Source organism: Shewanella cyperi, from assembly GCF_017354985.1.
Classification (GTDB): Bacteria; Pseudomonadota; Gammaproteobacteria; order Enterobacterales; family Shewanellaceae; genus Shewanella; species Shewanella cyperi.
Genome location: NZ_CP071501.1, coordinates 685,411 through 711,262, shown reverse-complemented (window position 1 = coordinate 711,262; position 25,852 = coordinate 685,411). Strand labels below are relative to the sequence as shown.

General features: G+C 58.8%; 20 protein-coding genes. 13 read left to right on the top strand and 7 right to left on the bottom strand.

Translation table 11 applies throughout. The annotated features are described in order from the left end of the window. Positions 1-5: 5 nt before the first annotated feature. Complete coding sequence (locus JYB84_RS02940) at positions 6-908, bottom strand: helix-turn-helix domain-containing protein (protein ID WP_207321967.1); 903 nt, start codon at positions 906-908, stop codon at positions 6-8. Between the two features lie 241 nt (positions 909-1,149). Next, positions 1,150-3,942 (bottom strand): TonB-dependent receptor, encoded by a 2,793-nt coding sequence (locus JYB84_RS02935; RefSeq protein WP_207321966.1) that lies wholly within the window; start codon positions 3,940-3,942, stop codon positions 1,150-1,152. 444 nt (positions 3,943-4,386) lie between these two features. Between JYB84_RS02935 and JYB84_RS02930 the strand changes: the two genes are divergently transcribed. The 4 genes from JYB84_RS02930 (at position 4,387) to JYB84_RS02915 (ending at position 9,529) form a co-directional block, all read left to right on the top strand. Beyond that, entirely contained in the window at positions 4,387-5,517 is a 1,131-nt protein-coding gene (locus tag JYB84_RS02930; protein WP_207321965.1) for a UDP-glucose--hexose-1-phosphate uridylyltransferase, read from the top strand. Beyond that, positions 5,514-6,740 (top strand): galactokinase, encoded by a 1,227-nt coding sequence (gene galK / locus JYB84_RS02925; RefSeq protein ID WP_207321964.1) that lies wholly within the window; start codon positions 5,514-5,516, stop codon positions 6,738-6,740. Before JYB84_RS02930 ends, galK begins: the two co-directional genes overlap by 4 nt. Before the next feature lie 12 nt (positions 6,741-6,752). Next, complete coding sequence (locus JYB84_RS02920) at positions 6,753-8,318, top strand: sodium:solute symporter family transporter (protein WP_207321963.1); 1,566 nt, start codon at positions 6,753-6,755, stop codon at positions 8,316-8,318. A 248-nt stretch (positions 8,319-8,566) separates the two neighbouring features. Continuing rightward, positions 8,567-9,529, top strand: a complete 963-nt coding sequence (locus JYB84_RS02915; RefSeq protein ID WP_207321962.1) for a phospholipase C/P1 nuclease family protein — start codon at positions 8,567-8,569, stop codon at positions 9,527-9,529. On the opposite strand, the gene JYB84_RS02910 is transcribed toward JYB84_RS02915, so the two are convergent. Together JYB84_RS02910 and JYB84_RS02905 are read right to left on the bottom strand one after the other, a co-directional pair. Continuing rightward, positions 9,516-10,421 carry a GGDEF domain-containing protein gene (locus tag JYB84_RS02910; RefSeq protein ID WP_207321961.1) on the bottom strand — a complete coding sequence of 302 codons (906 nt, stop codon included), beginning with the start codon at positions 10,419-10,421 and terminating at the stop codon, positions 9,516-9,518. The genes JYB84_RS02915 and JYB84_RS02910 overlap by 14 nt on opposite strands. A 72-nt stretch (positions 10,422-10,493) precedes the next feature. Then, on the bottom strand, positions 10,494-10,796 hold the full coding sequence (locus JYB84_RS02905; protein WP_207321960.1) for a winged helix-turn-helix domain-containing protein: 303 nt from the start codon (positions 10,794-10,796) through the stop codon (positions 10,494-10,496). Between the two features lie 115 nt (positions 10,797-10,911). Here JYB84_RS02905 and JYB84_RS02900 point away from each other — a divergent pair, with 115 nt between their 5' ends. The 3 genes from JYB84_RS02900 (at position 10,912) to JYB84_RS02890 (ending at position 13,526) form a co-directional block, all read left to right on the top strand. Then, positions 10,912-11,469, top strand: a complete 558-nt coding sequence (locus tag JYB84_RS02900) for a DUF924 family protein (RefSeq protein WP_207321959.1) — start codon at positions 10,912-10,914, stop codon at positions 11,467-11,469. A 173-nt stretch (positions 11,470-11,642) separates the two neighbouring features. Beyond that, on the top strand, positions 11,643-12,590 hold the full coding sequence (locus JYB84_RS02895) for a substrate-binding periplasmic protein (protein ID WP_228290861.1): 948 nt from the start codon (positions 11,643-11,645) through the stop codon (positions 12,588-12,590). A 102-nt stretch (positions 12,591-12,692) separates the two neighbouring features. Continuing rightward, positions 12,693-13,526, top strand: a complete 834-nt coding sequence (locus JYB84_RS02890; protein ID WP_266097107.1) for a DMT family transporter — start codon at positions 12,693-12,695, stop codon at positions 13,524-13,526. Positions 13,527-13,554: 28 nt separating this feature from the next. Here JYB84_RS02890 and JYB84_RS02885 read toward each other — a convergent pair whose 3' ends face one another. Then, a complete protein-coding gene (locus JYB84_RS02885; protein WP_207321958.1) occupies positions 13,555-14,127 on the bottom strand; it encodes a hypothetical protein in 573 nt (190 codons plus the stop codon). A 175-nt stretch (positions 14,128-14,302) separates the two neighbouring features. On the opposite strand from JYB84_RS02885, the gene JYB84_RS02880 reads away from it, so the two are divergent. The 3 genes from JYB84_RS02880 to JYB84_RS02870 all read left to right on the top strand — a co-directional run bounded on the left by JYB84_RS02880 (position 14,303) and on the right by JYB84_RS02870 (position 17,102). Further along, positions 14,303-15,226 (top strand): GGDEF domain-containing protein, encoded by a 924-nt coding sequence (locus tag JYB84_RS02880; protein ID WP_207321957.1) that lies wholly within the window; start codon positions 14,303-14,305, stop codon positions 15,224-15,226. Between the two features lie 467 nt (positions 15,227-15,693). Beyond that, positions 15,694-16,101, top strand: coding sequence for a hypothetical protein (locus tag JYB84_RS02875; RefSeq protein WP_207321956.1), 408 nt, complete (start codon positions 15,694-15,696; stop codon positions 16,099-16,101). A 227-nt stretch (positions 16,102-16,328) separates the two neighbouring features. After that, positions 16,329-17,102 carry a zinc metalloprotease gene (locus JYB84_RS02870; protein ID WP_207321955.1) on the top strand — a complete coding sequence of 258 codons (774 nt, stop codon included), beginning with the start codon at positions 16,329-16,331 and terminating at the stop codon, positions 17,100-17,102. Between the two features lie 83 nt (positions 17,103-17,185). Here JYB84_RS02870 and ssb read toward each other — a convergent pair whose 3' ends face one another. Beyond that, complete coding sequence (gene ssb / locus JYB84_RS02865; RefSeq protein WP_207321954.1) at positions 17,186-17,887, bottom strand: single-stranded DNA-binding protein; 702 nt, start codon at positions 17,885-17,887, stop codon at positions 17,186-17,188. Positions 17,888-17,921: 34 nt separating this feature from the next. After that, positions 17,922-19,289, bottom strand: coding sequence for an MFS transporter (locus JYB84_RS02860; protein ID WP_207321953.1), 1,368 nt, complete (start codon positions 19,287-19,289; stop codon positions 17,922-17,924). A 242-nt stretch (positions 19,290-19,531) separates the two neighbouring features. Between JYB84_RS02860 and uvrA the strand changes: the two genes are divergently transcribed. The 3 genes from uvrA (at position 19,532) to JYB84_RS02845 (ending at position 25,474) form a co-directional block, all read left to right on the top strand. Continuing rightward, positions 19,532-22,360 carry an excinuclease ABC subunit UvrA gene (gene uvrA, locus JYB84_RS02855; protein ID WP_207321952.1) on the top strand — a complete coding sequence of 943 codons (2,829 nt, stop codon included), beginning with the start codon at positions 19,532-19,534 and terminating at the stop codon, positions 22,358-22,360. Beyond that, the gene (locus JYB84_RS02850) at positions 22,360-23,379 is read left to right on the top strand and encodes a M28 family peptidase (protein ID WP_207321951.1); all 1,020 of its coding nucleotides are present in this window, start codon (positions 22,360-22,362) and stop codon (positions 23,377-23,379) included. Before uvrA ends, JYB84_RS02850 begins: the two co-directional genes overlap by 1 nt. Before the next feature lie 190 nt (positions 23,380-23,569). Next, on the top strand, positions 23,570-25,474 hold the full coding sequence (locus JYB84_RS02845) for a DEAD/DEAH box helicase (RefSeq protein WP_207321950.1): 1,905 nt from the start codon (positions 23,570-23,572) through the stop codon (positions 25,472-25,474). The last annotated feature ends 378 nt before the right edge of the window (positions 25,475-25,852 follow it).

Sequence of the window (25,852 nt, the reverse complement as noted above, 5' to 3'; positions counted from 1 at the left end):
CATGTTCAGTGGCTTGCGGCCTGGCCGGCCAGCATCTTCTGGGTTTGGCTGCGAAACGCCTGGGGCGTCATCTTCAGCTCCCGCTGGAATATGTCGTAAAAACGGCTGATGGAGCCGAACCCCGCCTCGATGGCGATGTTCAGCACCCCCTGATCCGTGTCCACCAGCAGCGCCTGGGCATGTTGCAGCCGCAGCCGGTTGATGTATTGCTTGATGGAAATCTTCATCACCCGGTTGAACAGCTTCATGGCGTAATTGGGGTGCAGCCCGGTGGCCGCTGCCACCTGTTCTATGGTGATCTTCTGGTCATAGTGATCGGCGATATAGCGCAGCATGGCGTCTATGTGGCCCAGACCTGAGACAGGGTTCTTCAGCTCCCGCGCCGTGTCTGTGCCCAAGCCATAGCGGCTGTAATTCTCCACCGCCATGCGACGGATGCGGCCACGGATCTCGCTGATTACCTGGGCGGTCAGTGCCGCCTGCTTCCGCTGCAGATCCTGCTCCCACTGGCGGGTCAGCTCGTAATCGCTGCGGTGCAGTTTTTCCGACACCAGTACCTCGCCCCGCAGCAGCAGGCCGACAAATTCGGGGGGAAACTTCCAGGCCTGAAACGCCTGCAGCGGAATATAGATGTTGACCATGTGACCGTCACCGCTGCTGGCGGTCATCTGGTGTGGAATGGAGGCCCAGAAAATGATCATCTTGCCCTCGGGCACGCTGATGCGACGGCCATTGATCAGGTAGTCGGCGGCGCAGCCGAACAGGTAATTGATCTCTATGTGACCGTGCCAATGGCTGTGGGCCATGACCTCGGGCTCATGCACCTGAAAGCCGAATTGATGCTCGTTACCCTGCATGATCAGCGGACTGCTGCTGTCAAAAGCGATTCTGTTAATCCACTCCAACATGGGTTTGTCCTCCTCACCTAATGACAAAGGATATTAAATATTGCATGCAAACAGCTCAAGCCAAAGCTGAGTTTTCGGGAATCAAAGTCAAGGAAACGGGAAGGCTGGAATGCCGGGCCACTTACAGCCATCCCAACAAGGCGGGGGCGTTAAAAGCCGGGCGCATAAAAAAGGACCGCAACTGCGGTCCAACAAGGGCTATGCCTGACTGGCCCCGCCGCCCGGCGACGGGGAAACAGCATCAGAAACTGGCACGGATCCCCAGGGAGAAACGGCGACCATAGGTGGCAGCGTACTGGATATGGGACGGGTCCCCCAGATAGTGGGAGTCCACCTTATCCTGCAGGTTGCTGACATCCGCGGTCAGGGTGAAGTGATCGTTGATGGCGTAGCTGGCGCTAAGATCCAGCCAGCTGAAGGGGTTGGCCTTCACGGGCTCCGAGATCCAGCCGTCCGCGGTCCTGGACCAGTTGTCCCAGGCGGTGTAGCCGGAGCGATAGTTGTAGGCGATGCGCGCCTCCAGCCCATCCTTCTCGTAGAAGGCCACCAGATTGTACTGGTGATCAGACAGACCGCGGAACGGCTTGTCCTTGCCCTCGTCATCCTTTTCACCCGAGACGCTGTCGTTGTAGGTGTAGTTGGCCTGGACCCCGAAACCGGCCAGATACTCCGGCAACAGTTCGTCGAAGGTTTGCAGCCAGGCCACCTCCAGGCCGCGGATCAGCGCCTTCTTGCTGTCGTCGTTGTAGGGCTTCCACACCTCGAACGGCTGACCGTCTATCTCTTCCTGGGTCTTGTCCCACTTGATAAAGCTGGCCACTTCCTTGTAGAAGGTGGCAAAGGCCAGGGTGCCTTCATCGGAGTAGTACCATTCCAGCGCCGTATCCCACTGATCGGCGGTATAGGGCTTGAGATCCGGCACCGACATGGAGTAACTGCGCACCCCCTGCTCGTTGGGCTCAATATTGATCGAGGTATAGGGCGACAGCTCCCACAGCGACGGACGGGAAATCACCTGGGACAGCGAGGTGCGGAACACCAGCTCGTCGGTCAGCGACAGCTTGAAGTTCATGCTCGGCAGCCAGTCGCCGTAGCTGTAGTCCTCGGACACCGGCTGGGTCTCCTTCCAGCTGTCATCCACAGGCTCACCGTCTGGGCCGAATTTCAGCTTGTGAATGTTCTGGCTGTAGCCGCTGGAGGTCACCCGGGTCTGGGCATAGCGCAGCCCCAGGTTCAGCAGGAAGGGCATATCGAACAGGCTGTCTTCCAGATTGGTCTCAACATAGGCGTGCAGTATCTCTTCCTTGATGGTGAAGGACTCGGACAGGTACACGTCGGTGTTGAGCAGATCCGCCGAGACGGGATCCAGCTCCCGCAGGAAGTCGTACAGGCCGTCGAGATCTATCGCCGCCCAGTTGGCGGGAATGTCGGCATCCGTGCTGCCCATAAAGTTGCTGACATTGCCCGGCAACATGACGCTGGATGGCAGCTGCCACCATTCGTGGCCATAGAAGTTCACCAGATGGGAGGCGTCGGCGTTGACCTTGTCGAGGTTTTCCCCGGCGAAGATCGACGGGTTGCGGGATCTGAAGGTGGTACGCTGCTTCTCCTGGCTGTTGTAACCGGCGCCGAAGAACAGCTTGCTGAACAGGCCGTCACGCTCCCAGGTGCCGTCAAAGGTGATGCTGCTGGTGGCATCTTCCACTCCTGTGCCGTCGGTGTTGGTATACCAGGCGCCGAATACCTTGTCCGGGGTCACCTCTTCCGACAGCTGGATATCCGGCACCGCATTGCCCGTGTTCCAGTCGATGCGGGCGGCATTGACGCCGGTGCGGGCCACCACGTACTTGTTGTCGCCGTTGTTTTCGTTCTTGGCCTCCGAATGGGCCATGTCCAGTACCAGGGTCAGGTCGTCGAGCATCCAGTTAAAGTTCAGCCCCACCTGATAGGTGGTGTTGCGGCGCGGATCCCGGGTGTCCACTATGTCCATCAGCGCCGGGCCTTCCCAGGCCAGATCCTCGGCCCAGCCATCGGTGCCCACATGCACGTCGGTGTAGTTGCCGTTGGCGGCCGGCAGCCAGGGCTCTGAGTAGGTCACCACAGACAACTGGCGGCCGTGGGAGTCTATGTCGTAGACGCTGTAGAGACCGTCGAGTGTGATGTCCAGGTTATCCTGGGGACGCCATTGTAGGGCGAAGGTGCCACCGGTACGATCGCGCTGATCCTCATAGGTGGTCAGCTGGGCATAACCTGGGAAGCGCACGCCGCTGTAGTCCACTGTGCCGTCGCCGCCCAAGTCCACATCGCGCTCGTGGAAGGACCAGGCCTGGTAGCTGTCGTGGCGGTTGGTGTAGCTGGAGTGGGTCAAAGACAGCAGTATCCCCAGGGTGTCGTCGTTGAAGGTGTCGCTGATCATAAATGAGGCGCGGGGGTCCAGGCTTTCGGAGCGCTCGTTGTAGGCACCGCGGACCGAGCCCACCATGGCGAACTCGCCTATGTCCAGCGGCCGCGCCGTGCTGACATTGACCACGGCGCCTATGCCGCCCTCGGGCAGATGGCCCTGGGGCGTCTTGTGCACCTGGATACCGCTGATAAGCTCAGAGGCAATCACGTCATAGTTGAAGTCGCGGCTGGCGTTGTCCGACGCCAGTTTGCGGCCGTTGAGTGTGGTGATGTTGTAGTTGCCGGTCAGGCCGCGCACTGTCACAGTCTGGCCTTCACCGTTGACCCGGGTGACGCTGACGCCTGGGATGCGCTGCAGGGCTTCGGCGACGTTTTCATCGGGGAACTTGCCTATGTCCTCTGCGACTATGGCGTCCACCACGTTGTCGGCCAACTTTTTGATTTCCTGCCCTTCCTTGAGGCTGCTGCGAATACCGCGCACGGTAATCACCTCATCGACCTGCTCCACAGGTTCGGTCGTGGTGGCGGTTTCATCCTGGGTCTTGCCGGTTTCCTTGCTGGTTTCATCCGCCGCGTACGCCGGCAGCGCCAGGGCGGCACCAATGAGCAGTGCCAAATAGGATTTCTTCATGTTATTGCCTCATAAGCCTAGAGCCGTTACGCCCGCACCGCGCCCTTGGCGACCACCGGCAACGGGTATGAACAAGAATGGGAACTGTGCCCGGCAGGCCAACGGCGCGCCAAAGCCCCCCATTTATCCTCCTGGCCAAGACGCATCTCTTCCGCAATCCCAAGCCCTGCTTCTTGAAAACTAAGGCCGCTCTCTGGCCAAAATCGCCTCCTTGTAACAAAAGTGTTGCAAAACGGGCCCCGGCGCCCCCTTCCGTATTTCACGCCATTGTTTCCCGCTTTCTGCCCCGCCAAGACTCGGCGACTCTTGGCACAACTAACTGAAACTATTGCTTATTAACTTTGTATTCCCGTTTAGTCACCTAAGCCGCGACTGTCGTTGACGCTGATAAAAGCCCGGGGCTAACTTCTGGCCATTCGCAATCCGCCACAAGTTTGAGCAGCCATGACCGACTTTGCCCCCGATGTTGACCCCAATGTTAACCAGGAATTTGATCAGAACGAGCAGCCACACAGGCGCCGCAATCCCCTGAGCGGTGACTGGGTGCTGGTGTCACCCCACAGGGCCAAGCGCCCCTGGCAGGGACTGGAAGAACCCCCGGCCCGGGAGAGGCTGCCGGAGCACGATGCCGGCTGTTACCTGTGCCCCGGCAACCGCCGCATTCAGGGCGCCAATAACCCCGACTACCGCGGCCCCTGGGTGTTCGACAATGACTTTCCGGCGCTTAAACCGGACGGTGCTGCGTTAAAGCCAGACGGCGCGGCGCAGCAGTCACAGGACACAGCACAGGATCCCCTGTTTGCCAGCGACAGCGTCCGCGGTCTGAGCCGGGTCATCTGCTACAGCGAATCCCACAGCGCCACCCTGGCCACTCTGGGCCAGCAAAAAGTCGCCGCCCTGATAGACACCTGGTGTAACGAATACCAGCGTCTGGGGCAGGAGTACCTCTGGGTGCAGGTGTTTGAAAATAAAGGCGCCATCAACGGCTGTTCCAATCCCCATCCACACGGGCAAATCTGGGCCAGCGACCGGCTGCCGACCCTGGTGGCCCGGGAAGATCAACAGCAGCGCCACTACACCGACGACCATGGCAGCAAGCTGTTGCTGGACTACGCCGAGCGCGAATGGCAGGCGCAGCAACGCCTGGTGTGCCACAACCAGGATTGGCTGGCGCTGGTGCCCTACTGGGCCTGCTGGCCCTTCGAGACCCTGGTGTTGCCGCGCTTTGCGGTGCAACGCATGCCCGAGCTGACCACTTCCCAGCGCAGCAGCCTGGCGGCACTGTTGACTGAACTGTGCGTGCGTTACGACAACCTGTTCCAGACCCCCTTCCCCTACAGCATGGGTTGGCACGGCGCCCCCTTCGACGGCCAAGACCAGGGCCACTGGCAGTTGCACTGCCACTTCTATCCGCCGCTGCTGCGCTCCGCCAGCGTGCGCAAATTCATGGTCGGCTACGAGATGCTGGCGGAATCCCAGCGGGATCTGACGCCCGAGCAGGCCGCCGCCCTGCTGCGGCAACAGCCGACACAACACTACTTGCTTAAAGAGCCGACTTTCGGAGACAGATCATGACACTGGCAGTTGCAGACCAGACCACTGGCAAGGGCCAGTACCAGAGCAGCCAGTACCAGAGCAGCCAGTACCAGAACAGCCAGGTGCTGAGCCGGGCCTTTGCCGCCGCCTTCGGCAGGCCGCCGAGCCTGGTGGCGCAGGCGCCGGGGCGGGTTAATCTCATCGGCGAGCACACTGACTATAACCAGGGCTTCGTGCTGCCCTGCGCCATCGATTTTCATACCCTGGTGGCGGTGCGGCCGCGGCGGGATCGCAAGGTGCAGGTGCTGGCGCTCAACTACCCGGGCGAGCAAGAGAGCTTCGACTTAAGCGCTCCCGAGGCCACTCCAGGGCCAGGCTGGGGTCGTTATGTCAGGGCCGTGTTCCAGGTGCTCGCCCGGAGCGGGCTGGAGCTGCCCGGCTGCGAGCTGATGATTCTGGGGGATGTGCCCCAGGGCGCAGGACTCAGTTCCTCGGCGGCGCTGGAAATCGCCCTGCTGCTGGCACTGACGGCGCTTATCGGGGTGCAATTGCCTCCCGCCGAGCTGGCCCGGCTCGGCCAGATGGCCGAAAACGATTTCGTCGGCTGCGCCTGCGGCATCATGGATCAGCTGATCTCCGCCGCCGCCGTTGCCGGCCACGCCAGCCTTATCGATTGCCGCGACAACAGCCTGAGCCCTGTGGCCCTGCCCCGGGAGCTGTCGCTGCTTATCGTCAATTCCAACGTCCGCCGCGGCCTGGTGGACAGCGAATACAACCTGCGGCGCCAACAGTGCCGCGAGGCGGCCAACCTCCTGGGGTTGACCAGCCTCAGGGATCTGGATGAGTCGGCCCTCGGTGAAGCCATAGGTCAATTGCCGCAATTGCCCGGCATGCGCGCCGGCCATGTGCTGGGAGAGAACCGCCGCACCCAGGCACTGGCGCGGGCCTTTGCCAGGGATGACAGGGCTGCCATCAAGGCCCTGATGGCAGCCAGTCATGCCTCGATGCGGGATCTGTTCCAGATAACCTGCCCCCAGATAGATCTCTTGGTGCAACTGCTGGACTCGGTCGCAGGTACTCGCGGCGGCGCCCGAATGACCGGCGGCGGCTTCGGTGGCTGCGTGGTGTCCCTGTTGCCCAGGGAGCTGCTGCCCGAGGCCCGGTCGCTTATCAACCGGGAATACCCGGCCCAAACCGGCCTCAATGCCGACTTTTACACCCCGGCCGTGGTCGGCGGGGCCCACTTGCTCGAACACTGTTAACAGGAGAGACCCATGTCCAGTTGGGATTTTGTCACCTTCGGCGGCTATTGCGTCGCCCTGATAGCCATAGCCTGGTGGGTATCCCGCCGCGACGCCAAACAGCAAACCAGCAGCCAGGATTATTTCCTCGCCGGTAACAGCCTGCCCTGGTGGGCGATAGGCGCGTCACTTATAGCCGCCAATATCTCCGCCGAGCAGATGATAGGCATGTCGGGTTCGGGCTATGCCATAGGCCTCGCCATCGCCTCCTACGAGTGGATGGCGGCCCTGACCCTGATCCTGGTAGCCAAATTCTTCCTGCCCATCTTCCTCGAAAAGCGTATCGCCACCATGCCGCAGTTTCTGGAGCAGAGGTACGACAGGCGGGTACGCACCACGCTGGCGGTATTTTGGCTCGGGGTCTATGTGCTGGTGAACCTGACCTCTGTGCTGTACCTGGGCGCCCTGGCCATGGACACAATCACGGGCATAGGCTTGATGCCGGCGCTGCTGTTCCTGGCACTGTTTTCCTTAAGCTATTCCCTTTACGGCGGCCTGCGAGCCGTGGCCTTCACCGACATCATCCAGGTGCTGCTGCTGATAGTCGGCGGCCTGCTGGTGTCCTTCCTGGCGCTGGACAAGATAGGCATGGGCCAGGGGGTGCTGGCGGGGACCAGGACACTGCTCGAAACTGTGCCGGACAAGTTCACCCTGATCCTGCCGAGCAACCATCCCCACTACGGCGATCTGCCGGGCTTGTCCGTGCTCTTCGGTGGCCTGTGGGTGATGAATTTCTCCTACTGGGGCTTTAACCAATACATCACCCAGAGGGCGCTGGCGGCGAAGAACCTGCAGGAGGCCCAGAAGGGGGTGGTGTTTGCCGCTTTCCTCAAGCTGCTGATGCCTGTGATAGTGGTGCTGCCGGGCATAGCCGCCGCCGTGCTGCTGCCGGATCTGGCCAAGCCGGACCAGGCTTATCCCGAGATGCTTAAGCTGGTACCGGCGGGCCTGCTCGGACTCACCTTTGCCGCCCTGGTGGCCGCCATCGCCTCCTCGGTCAGCTCCATGACCAACAGCGTGGCCACCATTTTCACCCTGGATATCTACCAGCCGCTGCTGCATCCCGATGCCAACGATAAACGCCTGTTGTGGGTGGGGCGCTGCTCGGCGCTGCTGTCGCTCTCGCTGGCGGTGTTGATTGCCGAGCCCTTGCTTGGCCGTCTCGATCAGGCCTTCCAGTACATACAGGAATTCACCGGCTTCTTTACCCCCGGGATAGTGGCCATCTTTTTGCTGGGTTTCTTCTGGAAGAAGACCACCGCCAATGCGGCGCTGGCCGCCGCCATCGCCTCGGCGTTGCTGTCGCTGACACTGAAACTGCTGTGGCCTGAGTTGCCCTTTATGGACAGGGTGGGACTGGTGTTCCTGTGCTGCATCCTGGTGGCGGTGACAGTGGTCAAGCTGATTGAGCGGCCACGGGACAATCACCATGCCGCGATTCATCTGGACAGCCTGAGCTACCGCACCAGCGCCGGCTTTAACTTGGCTTCTGTGGCCCTGTGCCTGGTGCTGGCGGGACTGTACGCCGCCTGGTGGTAAGCCATTGTTGTCATAATGAAAATGGGCTGAGGCGAAAGCCGCATTTGCTGTTATTCTTGGGCGAATCCGGATAGATAAAGGGAAGTGCCATGCCACTCTCTCCAGAGCACCTCGTTCAAGTGCGCCCCAGCAGGCTTGGTTTCAAGCAAAGACTCACGACCAAGCCAATAAGCGGCCGGCTGCTGCTCTTTTTGCGAGTAGTTTGGCGAAAAGCGCAGCAAGCCTCGCGGCTCTCATTGCTGACAATCATGCTGCCTGCCCCCGCCCTGGCCTATAACCCGGACACAGGCCACCTGCCGCTGGCGCGCCAGGCCTTGGCCCTGTTTGAGAGTTGCACCGGCGACAGCTTTTACCAAAGCGGCCTCACTGTTCCAAACGACAGCAGGGCCAGCCAGGTGTTAAGCGCCAACCACGCCATGGACAAGGGCGCCACCGCCCTGCCCCGCCCCCTGCTCAAGCTGCCGGAGGCAGATGCCCTGTTTCCCATGGCAAGACGGGTCCACAACTGGCACTTCTTCAGCCCGGACAAGCAGGACCCGGCCCTGACACTGGAGGGTCGCACCGACATGTCGATGGCGCGGCTCTGGAATAACGCAACTCAAGGCTTTGAGCGCTATGGCGATGATTACCGTTGGTATTTTCTCGGGGCCCTGATGCACTTAACCGAGGATGTCAGTGTTCCGGCCCACGTGGCACCCGTGTATCACGGCCCCAAGCTGGTGGCCTGGAAGCGTGCCTTCGCCCCCCTGGTCGACTATCTGGGCTGGGGGTTTCGCGGTGTGCTCACCATTCACGACAGGATTGATGACTGGCCGGTCAGCGCCGATTTGGCAGCACCCCAAGCCGGCCTGTGTGCCGTGCTCGCTACCCCGGCAGCCTCTGTGGACAGTATTCGCCTGAGTCTGGCCCGTGCCACCCTGGCCGCCATGGCCGAGGCTGTACCGGGCTGCCCCGAACTGCACTGGGGCGATTACTGGCAGCAGCCCCTGGGACACAAATACTTTGTCGGCTATAACCAGCAGTTACCACCCTTTGGTGAGGTGCGCGCCCGCCGCCCCGGCCTGTTTCCAAGCTGTGTACCGGACAAGGCAGCCTTCGATGCCTTTGTTAAAGGCCGTCACCTGGATGCCATTCGCGCCGATCTGCAATTACTGCAATGGGCCAGACAGAGCGCCAGTGGACCGCTGCAACCCGGAGTCAGCGCAAGGTAACCCGGTTACGGCCCTGACTCTTGGCTTCATACAGGGCCTGATCCGCTTCCAGGTAAAGGGACTCAAAGGTAGGATTGTTGTTCTGGGTGGCAACACCGATAGACACAGAAAGGGCTATCTCTCGGCCAGGGGTTTGCAATGGCAGACTTTGGATCTGAGCGCGGATCCGTTCGGCGATCACCATGGCATCCTGGCTGTCGGTATTGCCAAGAAACACCACAAATTCTTCGCCGCCAAGGCGACCTATCATGTCGAACGGCCGCAAGCTGGCCTTCATGACCTCGGCACAATGTTTCAGCGCCAAATCGCCGATATGATGACCATAGGTGTCATTGACCCTTTTAAAGTGATCCAAATCCACCAGCAGTATGGTCATGGCGGCGCCGGTTCGGCTGCAGCGGGCCAGTTCGGCGCTGACCGAGTCCTGAATCGCCCTGCGATTGGCAACACCGGTCAGCTCATCGGTCAATGCCATCACATGATACTTGTATAATGCCGCCTGCAAATGTTGCTCTGACTGCTTCTGTTTAGTGATATCTTTGATTTGCAACAACATGTTGCCCATGGCATCCGTCTGCTCCGACATCAGGAACCAGCGGCCATCCAGATAGTCAACCTCAAACAGGCGGTAGGGTTTGGAGCGTCTGACGCTTTCCACGTATGCAATAAACTGCTCTATGTCACCAGAACCGATATGGGCTGCCCGGCCTTCGTGGAAATTGCGCCGCAAAATCGCATCAAAGGTCAGTCGCCCCACTTCATCACGAAATACATACATGAGTGAGAGGAAGGCATCGTTGGCATAGACCAGCCGATCATCAGAACCAAAGAGAGCGTAGCCATCCAGGGAACTGTGAAGCAGATCCATCAATAATTTTTCGTAAGCTTGCATGCCTGCTTTATCCGGATGGCCAGGGCGTTCCGGCAAAGTATAGCCGAGCCAGATGATTGCCTTAAACCACTGTCACTCGGTCGTTAACAAGGCGCGAATATCGTCCACATGGGTGTCCACCCAGGCACTGCTGATGGGCCCCCAGGTCAGCACCTTGTAGTAACCGGCATTGTGGCGCTCGCCATCCTGGACGAATTCCACCTTGATCCCCAGATCGCCGAAGCTGGCGATGGCATCCTGCAGGGTGCGGCGCGGCATGCCGGTGAGTTTGCCAAGGGACAACAGGTTGTGGCGGGCATCATCCATCAGGTGTGCCAGATAGAGTTTGCGCAGAAAAGCCTTATGGGCTTTACTGACCTCGGGTACGACAGGCATTGAGCAGGCTCCCATAGCTGGATATGCCTTAAAACTACTTTATTTTCAGCCCATAACCAATAGGCCAAGACAAAAGTCCAATAGGGCTCAAGCTGTGATTGGCAAGGAGCAACAGATGTCGACCTCTCTTCCCCCTCAAGCCGAGGCTGTGCTGCATTTCTGGTTCGTCGAGATCAGCCCCAAACAATGGTGGGCCAAGGATCCCGGGTTCGACGACTTGATCCGCAGCCGCTTTGGCGCCCTGCTTGAGAGTGCTGTCCGCGGTGAGCTGTTCAGCTGGCGGGCAAGTGCCGAGGGTCGACTGGCGGAGGTGCTGGTGCTGGATCAGTTTTCGCGCAACATCCACAGGGATACCCCGGCAGCCTTTGCCGCCGATCCCATAGCGCTGGTGCTGGCCCAGGAAGCGGTGGCCCAGGGCGCCGACCGTCAGCTGCCGGCCGACTGGCTGGCCTTTTTGTACATGCCCTATATGCACAGTGAATCGGCGCTTATCCACGAAACAGCCATGATATTGTTCGATCAGGATGCCACCCGCGGCAACCTGGAATTTGAACGGCGCCACAAGGCCATCATAGACAGGTTCGGCCGCTATCCCCACCGCAATGCCATATTGGGCCGCAGTTCCACCGAGGAGGAACTGGCCTTTCTGGCCCAGCCGGGGTCCTCTTTCTAGGCGAAAAATGGAGAGCAGCCCTGACAGGGCTAAGCAAAAGCCATCGAAATTCACATTTTCATAACAGACGGCTTGACAGCAAGACCGGCCTGAAGGAGCTTTATGCCATGCGCCAGGGATGGAGCTAAAATAATTAAAGGCTACTGGCCCATTCCCCAGAGGAATTCCCTGAGATGACGTATCAAGCGCGGATGGTCGCCCGCCGACATGCAAACAAGCTACGACGCAGATCCGCCAGGCGCGGTCTGGCGCTGTCGCTGGGACTGATGTTGTCCGGTACCCATGCCGATGAACTGACCATAGGCGTCAGCTTCTCTATTCCCCCCTACGTGATTCAGGAAAACAACACCGGCCTGGAGCTGGAGTTGCTCAACATGGCCCTGGCCGCTTCGGGTCACAGAGTCAACATCACCTATCTGCCACTGGCGCGCACCTTCCATGAATTGCGGGAAGGTAAGCTTGACGGCATCATCAATGTGCACGAAGGCATGGTGGACAAGGTGTTTTACTCGGATGTGGCCATAGTGTTCCAGAACTGCGCCATCAGCCTGGCCAAGAACCAGCTCAAGATTGATAGCATCCGCGATCTCAAGGACAAACGCATAGTCGCCTTTCAGCGGGCCTCGGTACTGCTCGGGCCGGAATTCAGCCAGGTTGTGACTGCCAATGACGAATACAGCGAGGTCGCCCGCCAGCAACTGCAGGTGTACATGCTGATGAAGGACAGGGTGGATGCCGTGGTCATGGACCGGCATATTTTCAACTACTACCGCAAACAGGCCCTGTTGCAAAATGCCTTGAATGCTGCCGAGTTGCAGCAATCCCTTGTCTACCACGAGATATTCCCTCCCACAGAATACCGCTTCGCCTTTCAAAGCGAACGTATTCGCGATGACTTCAACAGGGGATTGAAACAGCTCAAAAGCGATGGCAGCTGGCAACAACTGCATGAAAAGTATCAGGATGATATGACCTTGGTTTCCAATCCAACCAAGCCCTATGACGCCGCGCCCCTGAGCCTGTTGCCAAAGCCAATGGAGCACGAGGAAACGCCCGCCAGCGATAATCCGCAAAACCAGCCCGGTGTTGCCATTCCCCCATCCGAGCCAGAGCCTGAATAAAATTCCTGTTTCAGCCCCAAGGCAAGCTTGAGCAAAAAATCCACCGGCGCTAGAGTGTCTGCCTGTTCTCCTTTAAGTCGTATCCGGATGCAGTTTTATCTGATGGCAGCCCTGTCTGCCGCCCTGATGGGCACCATAGGTCTCATCGCCCGTTACAGTGGCATAGATGCTGCCAGTCTCACTTTTTATCGACTGGCGCTGGGTGCGATAATTTTACTGCTGTTTTTGTTACCCAAACGCAGGAATCGCCATCTGTGGCGCCGCCCCCATCCGGCGGTCATTGCCGGTGGCGCCCTGTTGGCCGGCTTTATTCTGAGCTTTCTCAAAGCCATAGAAACCATTCCCATGTCGCTGGCCATCATGCTGGTGTACCTGGCGCCGGCGCTGGCGGCACTGGTGTCCCACTTTGTGTTTCACGAGCGCCTCAATCGCTGGATGTTACTGTGCATCGGCGGTGCCTTCTTCGGTTTTGCCATGCTGCAGGAGTTTCGCCTCGACACATCGGCCTGGCAAAAGCAGGGCCTGTGGTATGCACTCGCCTGCCTCGGTGCTTATGCCAGCTTTATTTTGGTCAATAAGCGGGTTCCGCGCAGCCAGCACGCTTACGGCAAGACCTTTTGGCAATTGCTGACCGGCGCCCTGTGCGCCCTGCCCCTGGTGCTTGAACAACCACATCCCACGGGAGAGCAATGGGGCTGGCTGTTGATTGCCGGCGTGTTTCCCGGCTTTTTGGCAATCCTATTTGCGGTGCAGGCCATAGCCGCCCTGCCGGCGCGGATTTTCGGCACCCTGTCATATCTGGAACCTGTGACTGTACTGCTGATTGGGTGGATCTTGTTTCAGGAACCCATGTCAACACTGCAATGGGGAGGCGCGGCTGTGATCATCGCCGCCGGGATAGGCCAAAGCTGGCTCAAGACGACAAGGCGAAGTTAAAAAAAGCCCGGCAACGCCGGGCTTGTTGTTATTTCCTGGCCCCCACAGGCACCATGATGTGGGCGTAGGGTGTCCCCTTCCACATGACATAGGGACCACCGTAATAGGGGTCAGTGGGCAGGCTGTCCAGCAGCGCCTTGTCCGGGGTAATGATCATCAGGTGGGGACCCTCGTCTATCCATTGATTATCCGGGGTCTGCATTTCGGCGTAGGGATCTGTGTTGCTGGCCCCGCCATCGCCGGCCAGCATATAGGAAATGCCGATACTCTTGGCCTCGAAGGGTTGCTTGTTCATCCAGGCATGGGCCCATTCCATCCAGGGACCATCCATGCACATGGGTGACTTACCCGTCATCTGGGCCGGTGTCGGGAAGCAGGTGTAGTCCACACTGCCTTGCTGCAATACATTCTTGTCCCAGTCCAGCACAGTCACCTTGTCACGCAAGGTGGGTGGCGCCGCGCTCAGGGCATCGTCCAGCATCTGTTGCTTCATCTGTGGGTCCATCATGGCGCCCATTTTTTCATCTTCTGCCATGGCAGAAGCACTCAGGCCGGCAACGCCGATAAGCAGCGTACCTGCCATATAAGCTGACATGTTCATAAAAACAGCCTCCTTAAGGCTTGGTTGCCGATGCAGCCAAGAATTAGAGTCTAGTCCATATCAGCCAAAGCGGCGGGTGTGATTGCTATGGGGCAACAGCTTGTCAGGTAAGAGCTTTCCAAATTTATCGGAATACCATACCTTAATAAAAATCCCCCAGAGTCCCAGGAGTCCCATGTTCTCTAGCGAACAACAACAGGCCATATTCAAGGCGCTGCCGGATCCTGTATTCATTCTTACCCGCAGTGGCCGCTATGCCGACATTCTTGGTGGCAGTGACAGCCGCTATTATCACGACGGCAGTATGCTGATCGGCCAAAAAATCGAGGATGTGTTGATCCCGGAGAAGGCCGATTGGTTCATGCTGCAGATTGAGCGGGCACTGGCATCACGCCAATTGCTGGTGGTGGAATATGGCTTGGCCGGCTCCGATGTGAAGGGGCTGGGAAACGATGGGCCGGATACTGTTATCTGGTTTGAAGGACGCATACAGGCATTGGACTTTACTATTGATGGAGAAGATGCCGTGGTGTGGGTCGCCAGCAATATCAGTGCCCGGCACGAACTGGAAGCCCAACTGCGCCACAAGAGCGAGATTGATGAATTAACCGGATTACATAACAGGCGCAGTTTAATGGTGCAGCTGCGCAACCAGTTCTCCCTTTTCCAACGCTACCAAACCCAAACAGCTATCCTGCTGTTTGATTTGGACTTCCTGAAGACCATCAATGATTCTTGTGGCCACCTGATGGGTGACAGAGTGCTGAGATTGATTGCCGACTGCTGTCGCAAACACCTCAGAGAACAGGATTTTTCGGCCCGTTACGGTGGTGATGAGTTTGTGATTTTGATGCCACAGACATCGGTGGAACAAGCCGAACACCTGGCGCAGCGGCTGCGACTGGCAATCGTCTCGGCCATGGGCTCACAGCCACTGCACTCCCGCAACAACCCAAATGACGCCATCAAAGAAAGAGGGATCAGCGGAGGCCTGAGTCAATTCTCAGCCGGCGATGCCTCATTCGAAGACGTCATAGGCCGGGCCGATCGGCTGTTGTATATGGCCAAACAACAAGGTCGCAATCGGATTTGCGTATAGCGCTGTACTCCAGGGGCGCAGATTCCCCTTTCCTTGGGGTACTGGCACATTATTTTTCACCCGAAGGTTGCACAAAATATACAGTGGTTCTAGTCTTAAAGTGTAACCGGCAAAACCCGAGGACGTATGACACAGTGACATTGTGAAGCGTCCAAGATACAGCAAGCAAGACAGTCATGCGGTTACACTTGTAAGTTGCAAGTGGCTACGGTTGGCGGCCGTGAATTGTCAGCCTAATCTGGAATCCAAGATGTTGTTTTTGTTATCAGAGTAAAAGCCCGCCCTATGCATGAGCGGGCTTTTTATTTGTCTGCCGTCGCAGTCTTGACGCTAATCAGCCTTCTGTCCCTGTTTGTCTCCCTGCTTACCATGACACATTTAAATCAACCACTTGCTACAGGATTAGCCAACTGGTGTAAGATACAGGTTCCCGGTGATCTGTACCGATTTTTAGAAGGAAGCAAGTGATGAATGGAGCGGGTGGAACGTCCGGTGGCATAGGACAATTTTTTATCGGCCTTATCATGCTCTGCGGCGGTGTATACCTGCTGCTCAATGCCATCAGTGTGACCTCAAGCTTTGGCCTGGGTGCCAGACTGTATGGCATCTCGGCCTGGGGCGGCAATTACGGCATTACCGGCGGCATGATAATGCTCCCCTTCATGTTTGGAATTGGCATCATCTTCTTCAACGCCAAGAATCCCTTGGGCTGGCTGCTTGGAATAGGCTCCCTGGTGGCTCTGGTGTTTGGCGTCATATCCTCGGTGCATTTCCACTTGCGTGCCATGACGGCCTTTGACCTCATAGTCATACTAGTGCTCGCCGTTGGCGGCCTGGGGCTGCTGTTGCGTTCCCTGAAAGACAGCGGCAACTAAAGCCACCCTCCTTACATCCTCGCTAGGCCCGACCTGGCGCTGCGCTTCCCGATTATCCCAATATGCCGACAGCCATGCGCTGACCGGCATTAAAGACCCATATCCCAGCCGCCTTGCTGCTAGCAAAGTGCGTACTTTTGGCTATGGTTAAAAGACTCCTGCAGAGTTAGTGCGGCCAAGGACAGGGCAACCCCCTCTGCGAAACCGGTCAATTGCGGGAACAGATTATGAAGCAACAACAGAAACTCGCCTTGGCATTAATACTTCCGGGATTAATGCTCTCAGGCTTGGCCTCGGCCACACACAGCTGGAACAACTATCACTGGGCAAGAACCTCCAACCCATTACCGCTTATTGTTGTAGACAGCACCAGTCCCGAATGGAGCAGTGAATTGGACGCTACCGTGAACGCTTGGAACGCATCCAAAGTCTTGAGCCTGACACCGGTGCAGGGTGAAACTGACTCCCGCACCCGCAAACGCTGCTCCATGGTGACCGGTCAGATGCGGGTCTGTAATGCGGCCTATGGCCAAAATGGCTGGTTGGGCCTGGCGTCCATCAACCTCGACAGCTCGGGCCATATCACCAAGGGCACAGCCAAGATGAACGACAGCTACAGCTGGTATTGGACATCGGAAGAAAAGAACCACGTCATGTGCCAGGAAGTGGGTCATGTGTTTGGTCTCGGCCACACCAGCGAAGACGGCACCAGCCAGGGTACATGCATGGACTACAGTTCGGACATTAACAGTCAATGGCCAAATGCCCACGACTACGAGGAACTGGCAACGATCTACGGTCACTTAGATAGTTACAACAGCTATGCCACAGGCTCCGAGCCCCCCAGCACTTGTAAGGGCAGGAAATGCAACTCCAGGGCCTTCGGACTGGGACACAGGATCTATGGTAACGAGCACTTCGAAATCTGGGCCGAAGCGGAAGAGGACGGCACCCTGACCCTGCACCACGTCTACCTGGCCGATGGCCACGAAGAACACTGATCCCATAGCTTACAAGCCACTGGAAACAGAAAAAACAAACCCCGCATTGGCGGGGTTTGTCATTCACTTGGGTCATTGACCGGTTAGAACGGGATATCATCGTCCCAGCCGTCATCCAGATCCGGGGTATAGCTTTGCTGTTGTGGCTGGGCCTGCGGCTTGGGCGCTGGGCGCTGCTGTGGGGCCTGCTGTGGCTGATAAGCCGGAGCCGCCTGTTGTGGCTTGGGCTGATAGGCGCCCTGCTGAGGTGCCTGACCAAAACCAGCCTGCGGCTGAGCTTGTTGAGGTTGCTGATAACCACCCTGAGCCGGGGCACTGTAACCGCCCTGTTGTGGCGCTGCAGCGTATTGGTTCTGAGCCGGGGCACTGTAACCACCCTGCTGGCCAGCTTGAGCTTGACCACCCATGGGGGCGCCCTGACCTTGACCTTGACCTTGGGCACGACCACCGAGCATCTGCATGCTGCCGCTCTGATCGACCACTATCTCTGTGGTGTATCTGTCCTGGCCGTTCTGATCTTTCCACTTACGGGTCTGCAGCTTGCCTTCCAGGTACACCTGGGAGCCCTTGCGCAGGTATTCACCGGCAATTTCGGCCAGCTTGCCGAACATAACCACCCTGTGCCACTCGGTGCGTTCCTGTTGCTGACCCTGGTTGTCTTTCCAGCTTTCGCTGGTGGCAACTGTGATATTGGCAACGGCGTTGCCATTGGGCATATAGCGAACTTCGGGATCTTGTCCCAGGTTGCCTACCAGAATCACCTTATTCACACCACGACTGGCCATCAATCTCTCCTGCAATTTTGCACGTTAACGCATATTAATCTGCAGAGCCTAACACAGCTCTGGCTTCTCTTAAATCGAAATGCTCATCCACTTTCAGATAGGCAACTTTTTCCTCAAGCACCACAATGGCTTCCGCCACACCGGCCAATTCCGCCAACCTGCTGGCCATCTCGCGGGCCTGCTCGCGGCCGTCTACCCGGGCCTCAAGGGTGTAGCTCTTGAGCATCACGGGGTTTTGCATCCCCAGGGTCAGCAGCAACCACAACAGCATCAGTATCATGGCAGCGAAGAACACCCAGGTCGCCCCCAGCAACTGATAGGCACTGCCTCCCAGAATACCGCCGCAGAAGGCACCGAAGAACTGGCTGGTGGAGTAGACGCCCATGGCCGAGCCCTTTTCCCCTACGGGACAGAACTTGGCGATCAGGCTCGGCAGCGAGGCCTCAAGGTAGTTGAAGCCGGTGAAAAACAGCACCACAGCCGCCGACAGTACCCACAGCTCGTGGGAAAACAGCGCCATGGCCGCCAGCGAGGCCAGCATCAGCAGCAAGGCCAGCTGGAACATGCCCTTGGCATTCTTGCGCTTCACGCCGATGATGATCAGCGGCACCATGAGGAAGAAGGCGCCGACGAAGGCCGGAAAATACAGCATCCAGTGCTTTTCCTTGGCCAGCCCCGCATCCACCAGATCCAGCGGCAAGGCCACAAACACCGCGGTCAGCACCAGATGCAGGATAAAGATCCCGGCATCGAGGCGGAACAGCTGGGCATCGGTCAGCAGGCGCCACAGCTTGGCCGGCGCCGCCACGGTATCGCCCTTGGGGGCGTGAGTCACGGGATTGGGTACCAGCAACTGCACTATCAGCATACCCAGCAGCGCCAGGCCGGCGGTCAACATAAACAAACCAGTGAGCCCCAGATGCTGTGCCACTATGGGGCCCACCAGCAGCGACAGGGCAAAGGAGAAACCTATGCACATGCCGATAACGGCCATCACCTTGGTGCGCTGCTCGTCACGGGTCAAATCCGCCGCCAGCGCCAGCACGGCCGCGGCTATGGCGCCCATGCCCTGCAATGCCCTTCCCAGCACCACACCGTAAATACTGTCGGCCATGGCGGCCACCAGGCTGCCGAAGGCGAACAGCAACAGACCCGCCAGGATCACCGGCTTGCGACCGTATTTATCCGACAAAATGCCCATGGGGATCTGCAACAGCGCCTGGGTCAGGCCGTAGGCACCTATAGCAATGCCGACCCACAGGGGGGAGTACCCCGTCAGGTGCTGACCATAAAGCGCGAATACGGGCATGATCATAAACAGGCCCATCATACGCAGGCCAAATACGCTGGCCAGTGAAAAGGCCACTCTTTTTTCGGAGGCGGAAAGCCCGGTGTTTGCCATACTCTTGCCTTGAAACCTTGCCTTGAAAATCAAAGAAAAAAGGGGCGCAGCCAGAGTCTTGTCGTTGCGCGTCCCAAAGGCGGCCCGTGGGCCAATAAAATACTGGCCCAGATTGTAAGGTCGATTCGCTCCCGAGGCAAAGCGTGATTTTCCCTTCGGGCACTGTGGGCAAACTGGCAGTGTGGTTCGCGGCGCTTTTATGCGATACTTGGGCTCTTTTTATTCGGCGTTTGATGTGGCAGATGGACAAGATTGAAATCCGCGGGGCCCGTACCCACAATCTCAAAAATATCAACCTGACGATCCCCAGGAACAAGCTGATAGTGATCACCGGCCTGTCGGGATCGGGCAAGTCGTCCCTGGCGTTTGACACCCTCTATGCCGAGGGCCAGCGGCGCTACGTAGAGTCCCTGTCGGCCTATGCGCGCCAATTCCTGAGCCTGATGGAAAAGCCCGATGTCGACCATATCGAAGGCCTGAGCCCCGCCATCTCCATCGAGCAGAAGTCCACCTCCCACAACCCGCGCTCCACGGTGGGCACAATCACAGAGATTTACGACTACCTGAGGCTGTTGTTTGCCCGGGTCGGCGAGCCCCGCTGCCCCACCCATGGCCAGCCGCTGGCGGCCCAAACCGTGAGCCAGATGGTGGACAAGGTGCTGGAGCGCCCCGAGGGCGAACGACTGATGCTGCTGGCGCCGGTTATCAAGGCCCGCAAGGGCGAACACGTCAAGCTGCTCGACAGCCTGGCGGCCCAGGGCTATATCCGCGCCCGCATCGACGGCGAGGTGTGCGATCTGTCCGATCCACCAACCCTGGATCTGCACGTCAAACACACCATTGAAGTGGTGGTCGACCGCTTCAAGGTCCGTGACGACATACAGCAGCGCCTGGCGGAATCTTTCGAGACGGCCCTGGAGCTGTCCGGGGGCATAGCCACCATAGCCAGCATGGAAGACGGGGCGACAGAGGAGCTGATCTTCTCCGCCAACTTCGCCTGCCCCCACTGCGGCTACTCCATGGCCGAGCTGGAACCGAGGATCTTCTCATTCAACAACCCAGCCGGCGCCTGCCAGACCTGTGACGGTCTCGGGGTACAGCAATTTTTCGACCCCGAGCGGGTGATAGTCTCCGGCGATCTGTCCCTGGCGGGCGGCGCCATCCGCGGCTGGGACAGACGCAATTTTTATTACTTCCAGATGCTGACCTCCCTGGCGGACCATTACGGTTTCGATATCGAATCCCCCTTCGGCACCCTGCCGGAGAAGGTGAAAAAGACGGTACTGTACGGCTCCGGCAAGGATGAGATCTCCTTCCGCTACATCAACGACCGTGGCGATGTGGTGGTCCGCAAGCACCCCTTCGAGGGCATACTCAACAACATGGACCGCCGCTACCGCGAGACAGAGTCCACCGCGGTGCGCGAGGAGCTGGCCAAATTCATCAGCACCCAGGCCTGTCAGAGCTGTGAAGGTTCCAGGCTGCGCGAAGAGGCCCGCCACGTGTATATCAAGGACCTCAACCTGCCAAGGCTGACCACCTGGTCAATAGGCGAGGCCCTGGACTATTTCATGGCACTGGAATTCGATGGCCAGAAGGCACAGATCGCCGAGAAGATTTTGAAAGAAGTGCGCGATCGCCTCGGCTTCCTGGTGAACGTGGGCCTCAACTACCTCAGCCTGTCGCGCTCGGCGGAAACCCTCTCCGGCGGCGAGGCCCAGCGCATTCGTCTGGCGAGCCAGATTGGCGCCGGTCTGGTGGGGGTGATGTACGTGCTCGACGAGCCCTCAATCGGCCTGCACCAGAGGGACAACGAGCGGCTGCTCAGCACCCTCACCCACCTGCGGGATCTGGGCAACACTGTGATAGTGGTGGAGCACGACGAAGATGCCATCCGCATGGCGGACCACATTATCGACATAGGCCCCGGCGCCGGGGTCCACGGCGGTGAGGTCATCTGCGACGGCACGCTCAAGGACATCACCGACTGCGAACATTCGGTCACGGGTCAGTACCTGAGCGGCGTGCGTAAAATTCAGGTCGAAGGCGAGCGCGCCGCCTTCGATCCCGAGCGGGTCATTTCCCTCTATGGTGCCCGCGGCAACAACCTGAAAAACGTTGACCTGACCATACCCGTGGGCCTGTTCACCTGCGTCACCGGGGTATCGGGTTCCGGCAAGTCGACCCTGATCAACGACACCTTCTTCCGCATTGCCCACAAGCAGCTCAACGGCGCCACGGTGGATGAGCCAGCCCCCTACGACAAGGTCGAGGGCATGGAGCACTGCGACAAGGTGGTGGACATAGATCAGAGCCCCATCGGCCGCACCCCGCGCTCCAACCCGGCCACCTATACCGGCATATTCACCCCGATCCGTGAACTGTTCGCCGGTACCCAGGAAGCCCGCTCCCGCGGCTATCAGGTGGGCCGTTTCTCCTTCAACGTCAAGGGCGGCCGCTGTGAGGCCTGTCAGGGTGACGGTTTGATCAAGGTGGAAATGCACTTCCTGCCGGACGTGTACGTGCCCTGCGACTCTTGTAAGGGTAAGCGCTACAACCGCGAGACCCTGGAGGTCAAATACAAGGGCAAGAATATCCATGAGGTGCTGCAGATGACGGTGGAGGATGCCCGCGACTTCTTCGATGCCGTGCCCGCCATCGCCCGCAAACTGCAAACCCTGATGGACGTGGGCCTGTCCTATATCCGTCTAGGCCAGAGCGCCACCACCCTCTCCGGCGGTGAGGCCCAAAGGGTCAAGCTGGCCAAGGAGCTGTCGAAGCGCGACACCGGCAAGACCTTGTACATACTCGACGAACCCACCACAGGTCTGCACTTTGCCGATATCCAGCTGCTGCTGGACGTGTTGCACCGCCTCAAATCCCACGGCAACACCATAGTGGTGATTGAGCACAACCTGGACGTGATTAAAACCGCGGACTGGATTGTGGATCTGGGCCCAGAGGGTGGCTCAGGCGGCGGTACTATCCTGGTGACGGGCACCCCGGAACAGGTGGCCGAACACAGCGCCTCCCACACGGCGCGCTTCCTCAAGCCACTGCTGGAGCGCTGATGCAGATCCGGGCCTGGGGTTTCAGTGGCTTGAGGGATTCAGGCTTACGCTCAAGCCTGAACCTGGGCCTGAGCCTGGGCCTGCTGTTGCTGACAGGCTGCACCTCCGGCCCCAGCCATTGCCCGCGGGATCTCAAGCCCCAGTGGGTCGATATGGCGCAGCTGCGACAGGACGTGGCCGAACTGGCCTCCGAGCCCTTTGCCGGGCGCAAGAACGGCACCGAGGGCTCCCGCCTGGCCCAGCAACTGCTGGCGCGCCGCTTTGAAGAAGCGGGGCTTATGCCTGCTGCGGCCCTTGGCCTCAAGGACACCCAGGGCTATCTGCAGCCCTTCGACTTTCGCCACGGCTTTTCCGACCGCCATGGCGCCAATCTGGTGGGGATCCTGCCCGCGGCCACGCCCAGCAAGCGCTGGCGGGTAATTTTGGGCCACTACGATCACCTGGGAGGCCAGGGCAGGCGTTATTACCCCGGCGCAGACGACAATGCCTCGGGCACGGCCGCGCTGCTGGCGCTGGCGAGCCATGGCGCCACGGATACAGAGCGCGCCGCCGACATCAACTGGCTGTTTGCCGCCACCGATGCCGAGGAGTTGGGCCTCTACGGCGGCAAGGCTCTGGTGGACTGGCTGCTGGCACAGGGACTTGAGGTGGAAGCCGCCATCAATCTGGACATGGTGGGCCACCCCGGCCGTCCCTACGCCATTTACCTCGAAGGGGCACGCAACTTCAGCAACATTGACGCCCTGTTGCCAGGGCTGAAGAACCATGGTCTGTGTGTACGCCTCAGTCATTCCCGCCTCGACCGCGAAGGCAACGGCAATATCAACTGGCTCAAGGCCTCGGATCATTACCCCTTCCATCAGGCAGGTATTCCCTGGCTGTATTTCGGGGTGCCGCCCCATCCCCAATATCACAGCATGGACGACACTCCGGATCGGCTGGATTATGGTTTTCTTGCGGCCGTGGTAGAGGCTGTCTATCCGCTGCTGTCCAAGCCCCTGGTGCCCAAAACCGACTAGTTAACATGCCTTTTCGGGCCGTATACCGCCATTTCAGGCCATATCAGGCAAAAAAACACATTTTACATAGGCAAACAGCGCCGGCCCTGCTATACTCTGGCGTTTTCGGTACGGGAAATCGACACGGGGTTGATTTTCTGTCATAGAAACTCAACACAGGTGCATTCTGCACCGTCAAAGGCTACAACCCATGTCATTCAGTGAAAAAACCTTCCGTGAACTCGGCCTTTCCGAGGCGCTTTTGCGTGCCCTCGACGAACTCGGCTACGAGAACCCTACCCCAATTCAGGCTGCGAGTATCACGCCCCTGATGGCCGGTCAGGACATACTCGGCCAGGCCCAGACAGGTACCGGCAAGACCGGCGCCTTCGCCCTGCCGCTGCTGTCCAACATAGATGCCGGCCTCAACGCGCCGCAAATCCTGGTGCTGGCACCGACCCGCGAACTGGCGGTACAGGTGGCCGAAGCTTTCTCCAGCTACGCCAAGTTCATGAAGGGCTTCCACGTGCTGCCCATCTACGGCGGCCAGAGCATGCACCAACAGCTGCAGGCCCTGCGCCGCGGTCCCCAGGTGATAGTCGGTACTCCGGGCCGTGTTATGGACCATATGCGTCGTGGCACACTCAAGCTCGATACCCTGAAGGCCTTGGTGCTGGACGAAGCCGATGAAATGCTGAAAATGGGCTTCATCGACGATATCGAATGGATCCTGGAACACACTCCGGAAAGCCGTCAGCTGGCGCTGTTCTCCGCCACCATGCCTGAGCAAATCAAGCGCGTGGCCAACAAGCACCTGCAAAACCCGGTCAACATCAGCATCGCCGCCAGCCACACCACAGTGGACTCCATCGAGCAGCGTTTTGTGCAGGTATCCCAGCACAACAAGCTGGAGGCCCTGGTGCGGGTGCTGGAAGTGGAAAACACCGAAGGTATCATCATCTTCGTTCGTACCCGTAATTCCTGCGTCGAGTTGGCCGAGAAGCTGGAAGCCCGCGGTTATGCCTCCTCGCCCCTGCACGGTGATATGAACCAGCAGGCCCGTGAGCGCGCCGTGGATCAGCTCAAGTCCGGCAAGCTGGACATCATTATCGCCACCGACGTGGCCGCCCGTGGTCTGGACGTTGAGCGTATCGGTCACGTGGTTAACTACGATATTCCCTACGATACCGAAGCCTACGTGCATCGTATCGGTCGTACCGGCCGCGCAGGTCGTACCGGCATGGCAATTCTGTTCGTGACCCATCGTGAAATGCGCATGCTGCGCACCATTGAGCGCGCCACCAACAGCCGTATTTCGCCAATGAAGATCCCAAGCCCCGAGACAGTGGCCGAGCGCCGCCTGTCCCGTCTGGGTGAGCAAGTGGGCGAAGTCATCGCCAACGAACACCTGGACTTTATGAAGGGTGCCGTGGCTCAGCTGTGCCAACAGCTGGAAGTGGACACAGACGTACTGGCCGCCGCCCTGCTGCAGCTGGTGCAACAGGAGCGTCCGCTGCAACTGCCCGCCATCCAGGAGCGTCAGCGTGACAGCCATGATGAGCGCAGCGGCCGCGGTGATCGTGGTGAGCGTGGTGAGCGCTTCGAGCGTGGCGAACGCAATGAGCGTCGTCGTGACTCACGTCCCCTGCCCGCCAACCTGGGCAGCGCCGAGGCACTGAAGGACAATCCCGACATCAAGATGAACCGCTACGTCATCGACGTGGGTCGTGAGCACGGTGTGGGTGTGGGCAATATCGTCGGCGCCATCGCCAACGAAGCCAACATCGACAGCCGATACATTGGCCAGATCCAACTGTACGATCAGCAAACCACGGTCGACCTGCCCGACGGCATGCCCAAGGACATACTGGTTCACCTGAAGAAGGTGCGCGTCTGTGGCAAGCCGCTGAACATCCGCGAAGTGGGCGCCGAAGGCGGCGAAGACTTCAGCCGCGGCGGCCCGGTGCCCAAGCGTCCACGCAAGCCCCAGGGTGAGCGTTTTGCTGAGCGCGGTGAGCGTTCTGACCGAGGCGAACGCCCGGATCGTGGTGAAAGAAAGTTCAGCGACCGCAAGGCGCCATCCGATCGCAAACCACGCCGTTCGAAAGAAGGCTGATAGCTAACCAGACTGAATAAAAAAACCACCCCATGGGTGGTTTTTTGTTGCCGCAATTGCGGAGATGAATCTTGCCTGCCCCTATAAATCTTGCTGCAACAGCGCTATCACCGAGGGTCTCCGCTTCGCGACCGACTTTAGCAAAATCGCGGTCTTGTTAGCTTAAAAAGCAAAATAAAGCTTACCGAGCATGGGGGCCTCCTGCTGCTAAGCACAGCGAAAAGATTCAACCGTGCCCATATCCGATACTGGAACGCATCTATGAATATAAAATCAGCAGGTTAGTGTATAGAACACTGAAAAAATGGACATGAAATCCGTGCCGGTTTAAATTGGGTGAAATCAAAATGAATTGAAAATCGACTAATCTCAGAGCGA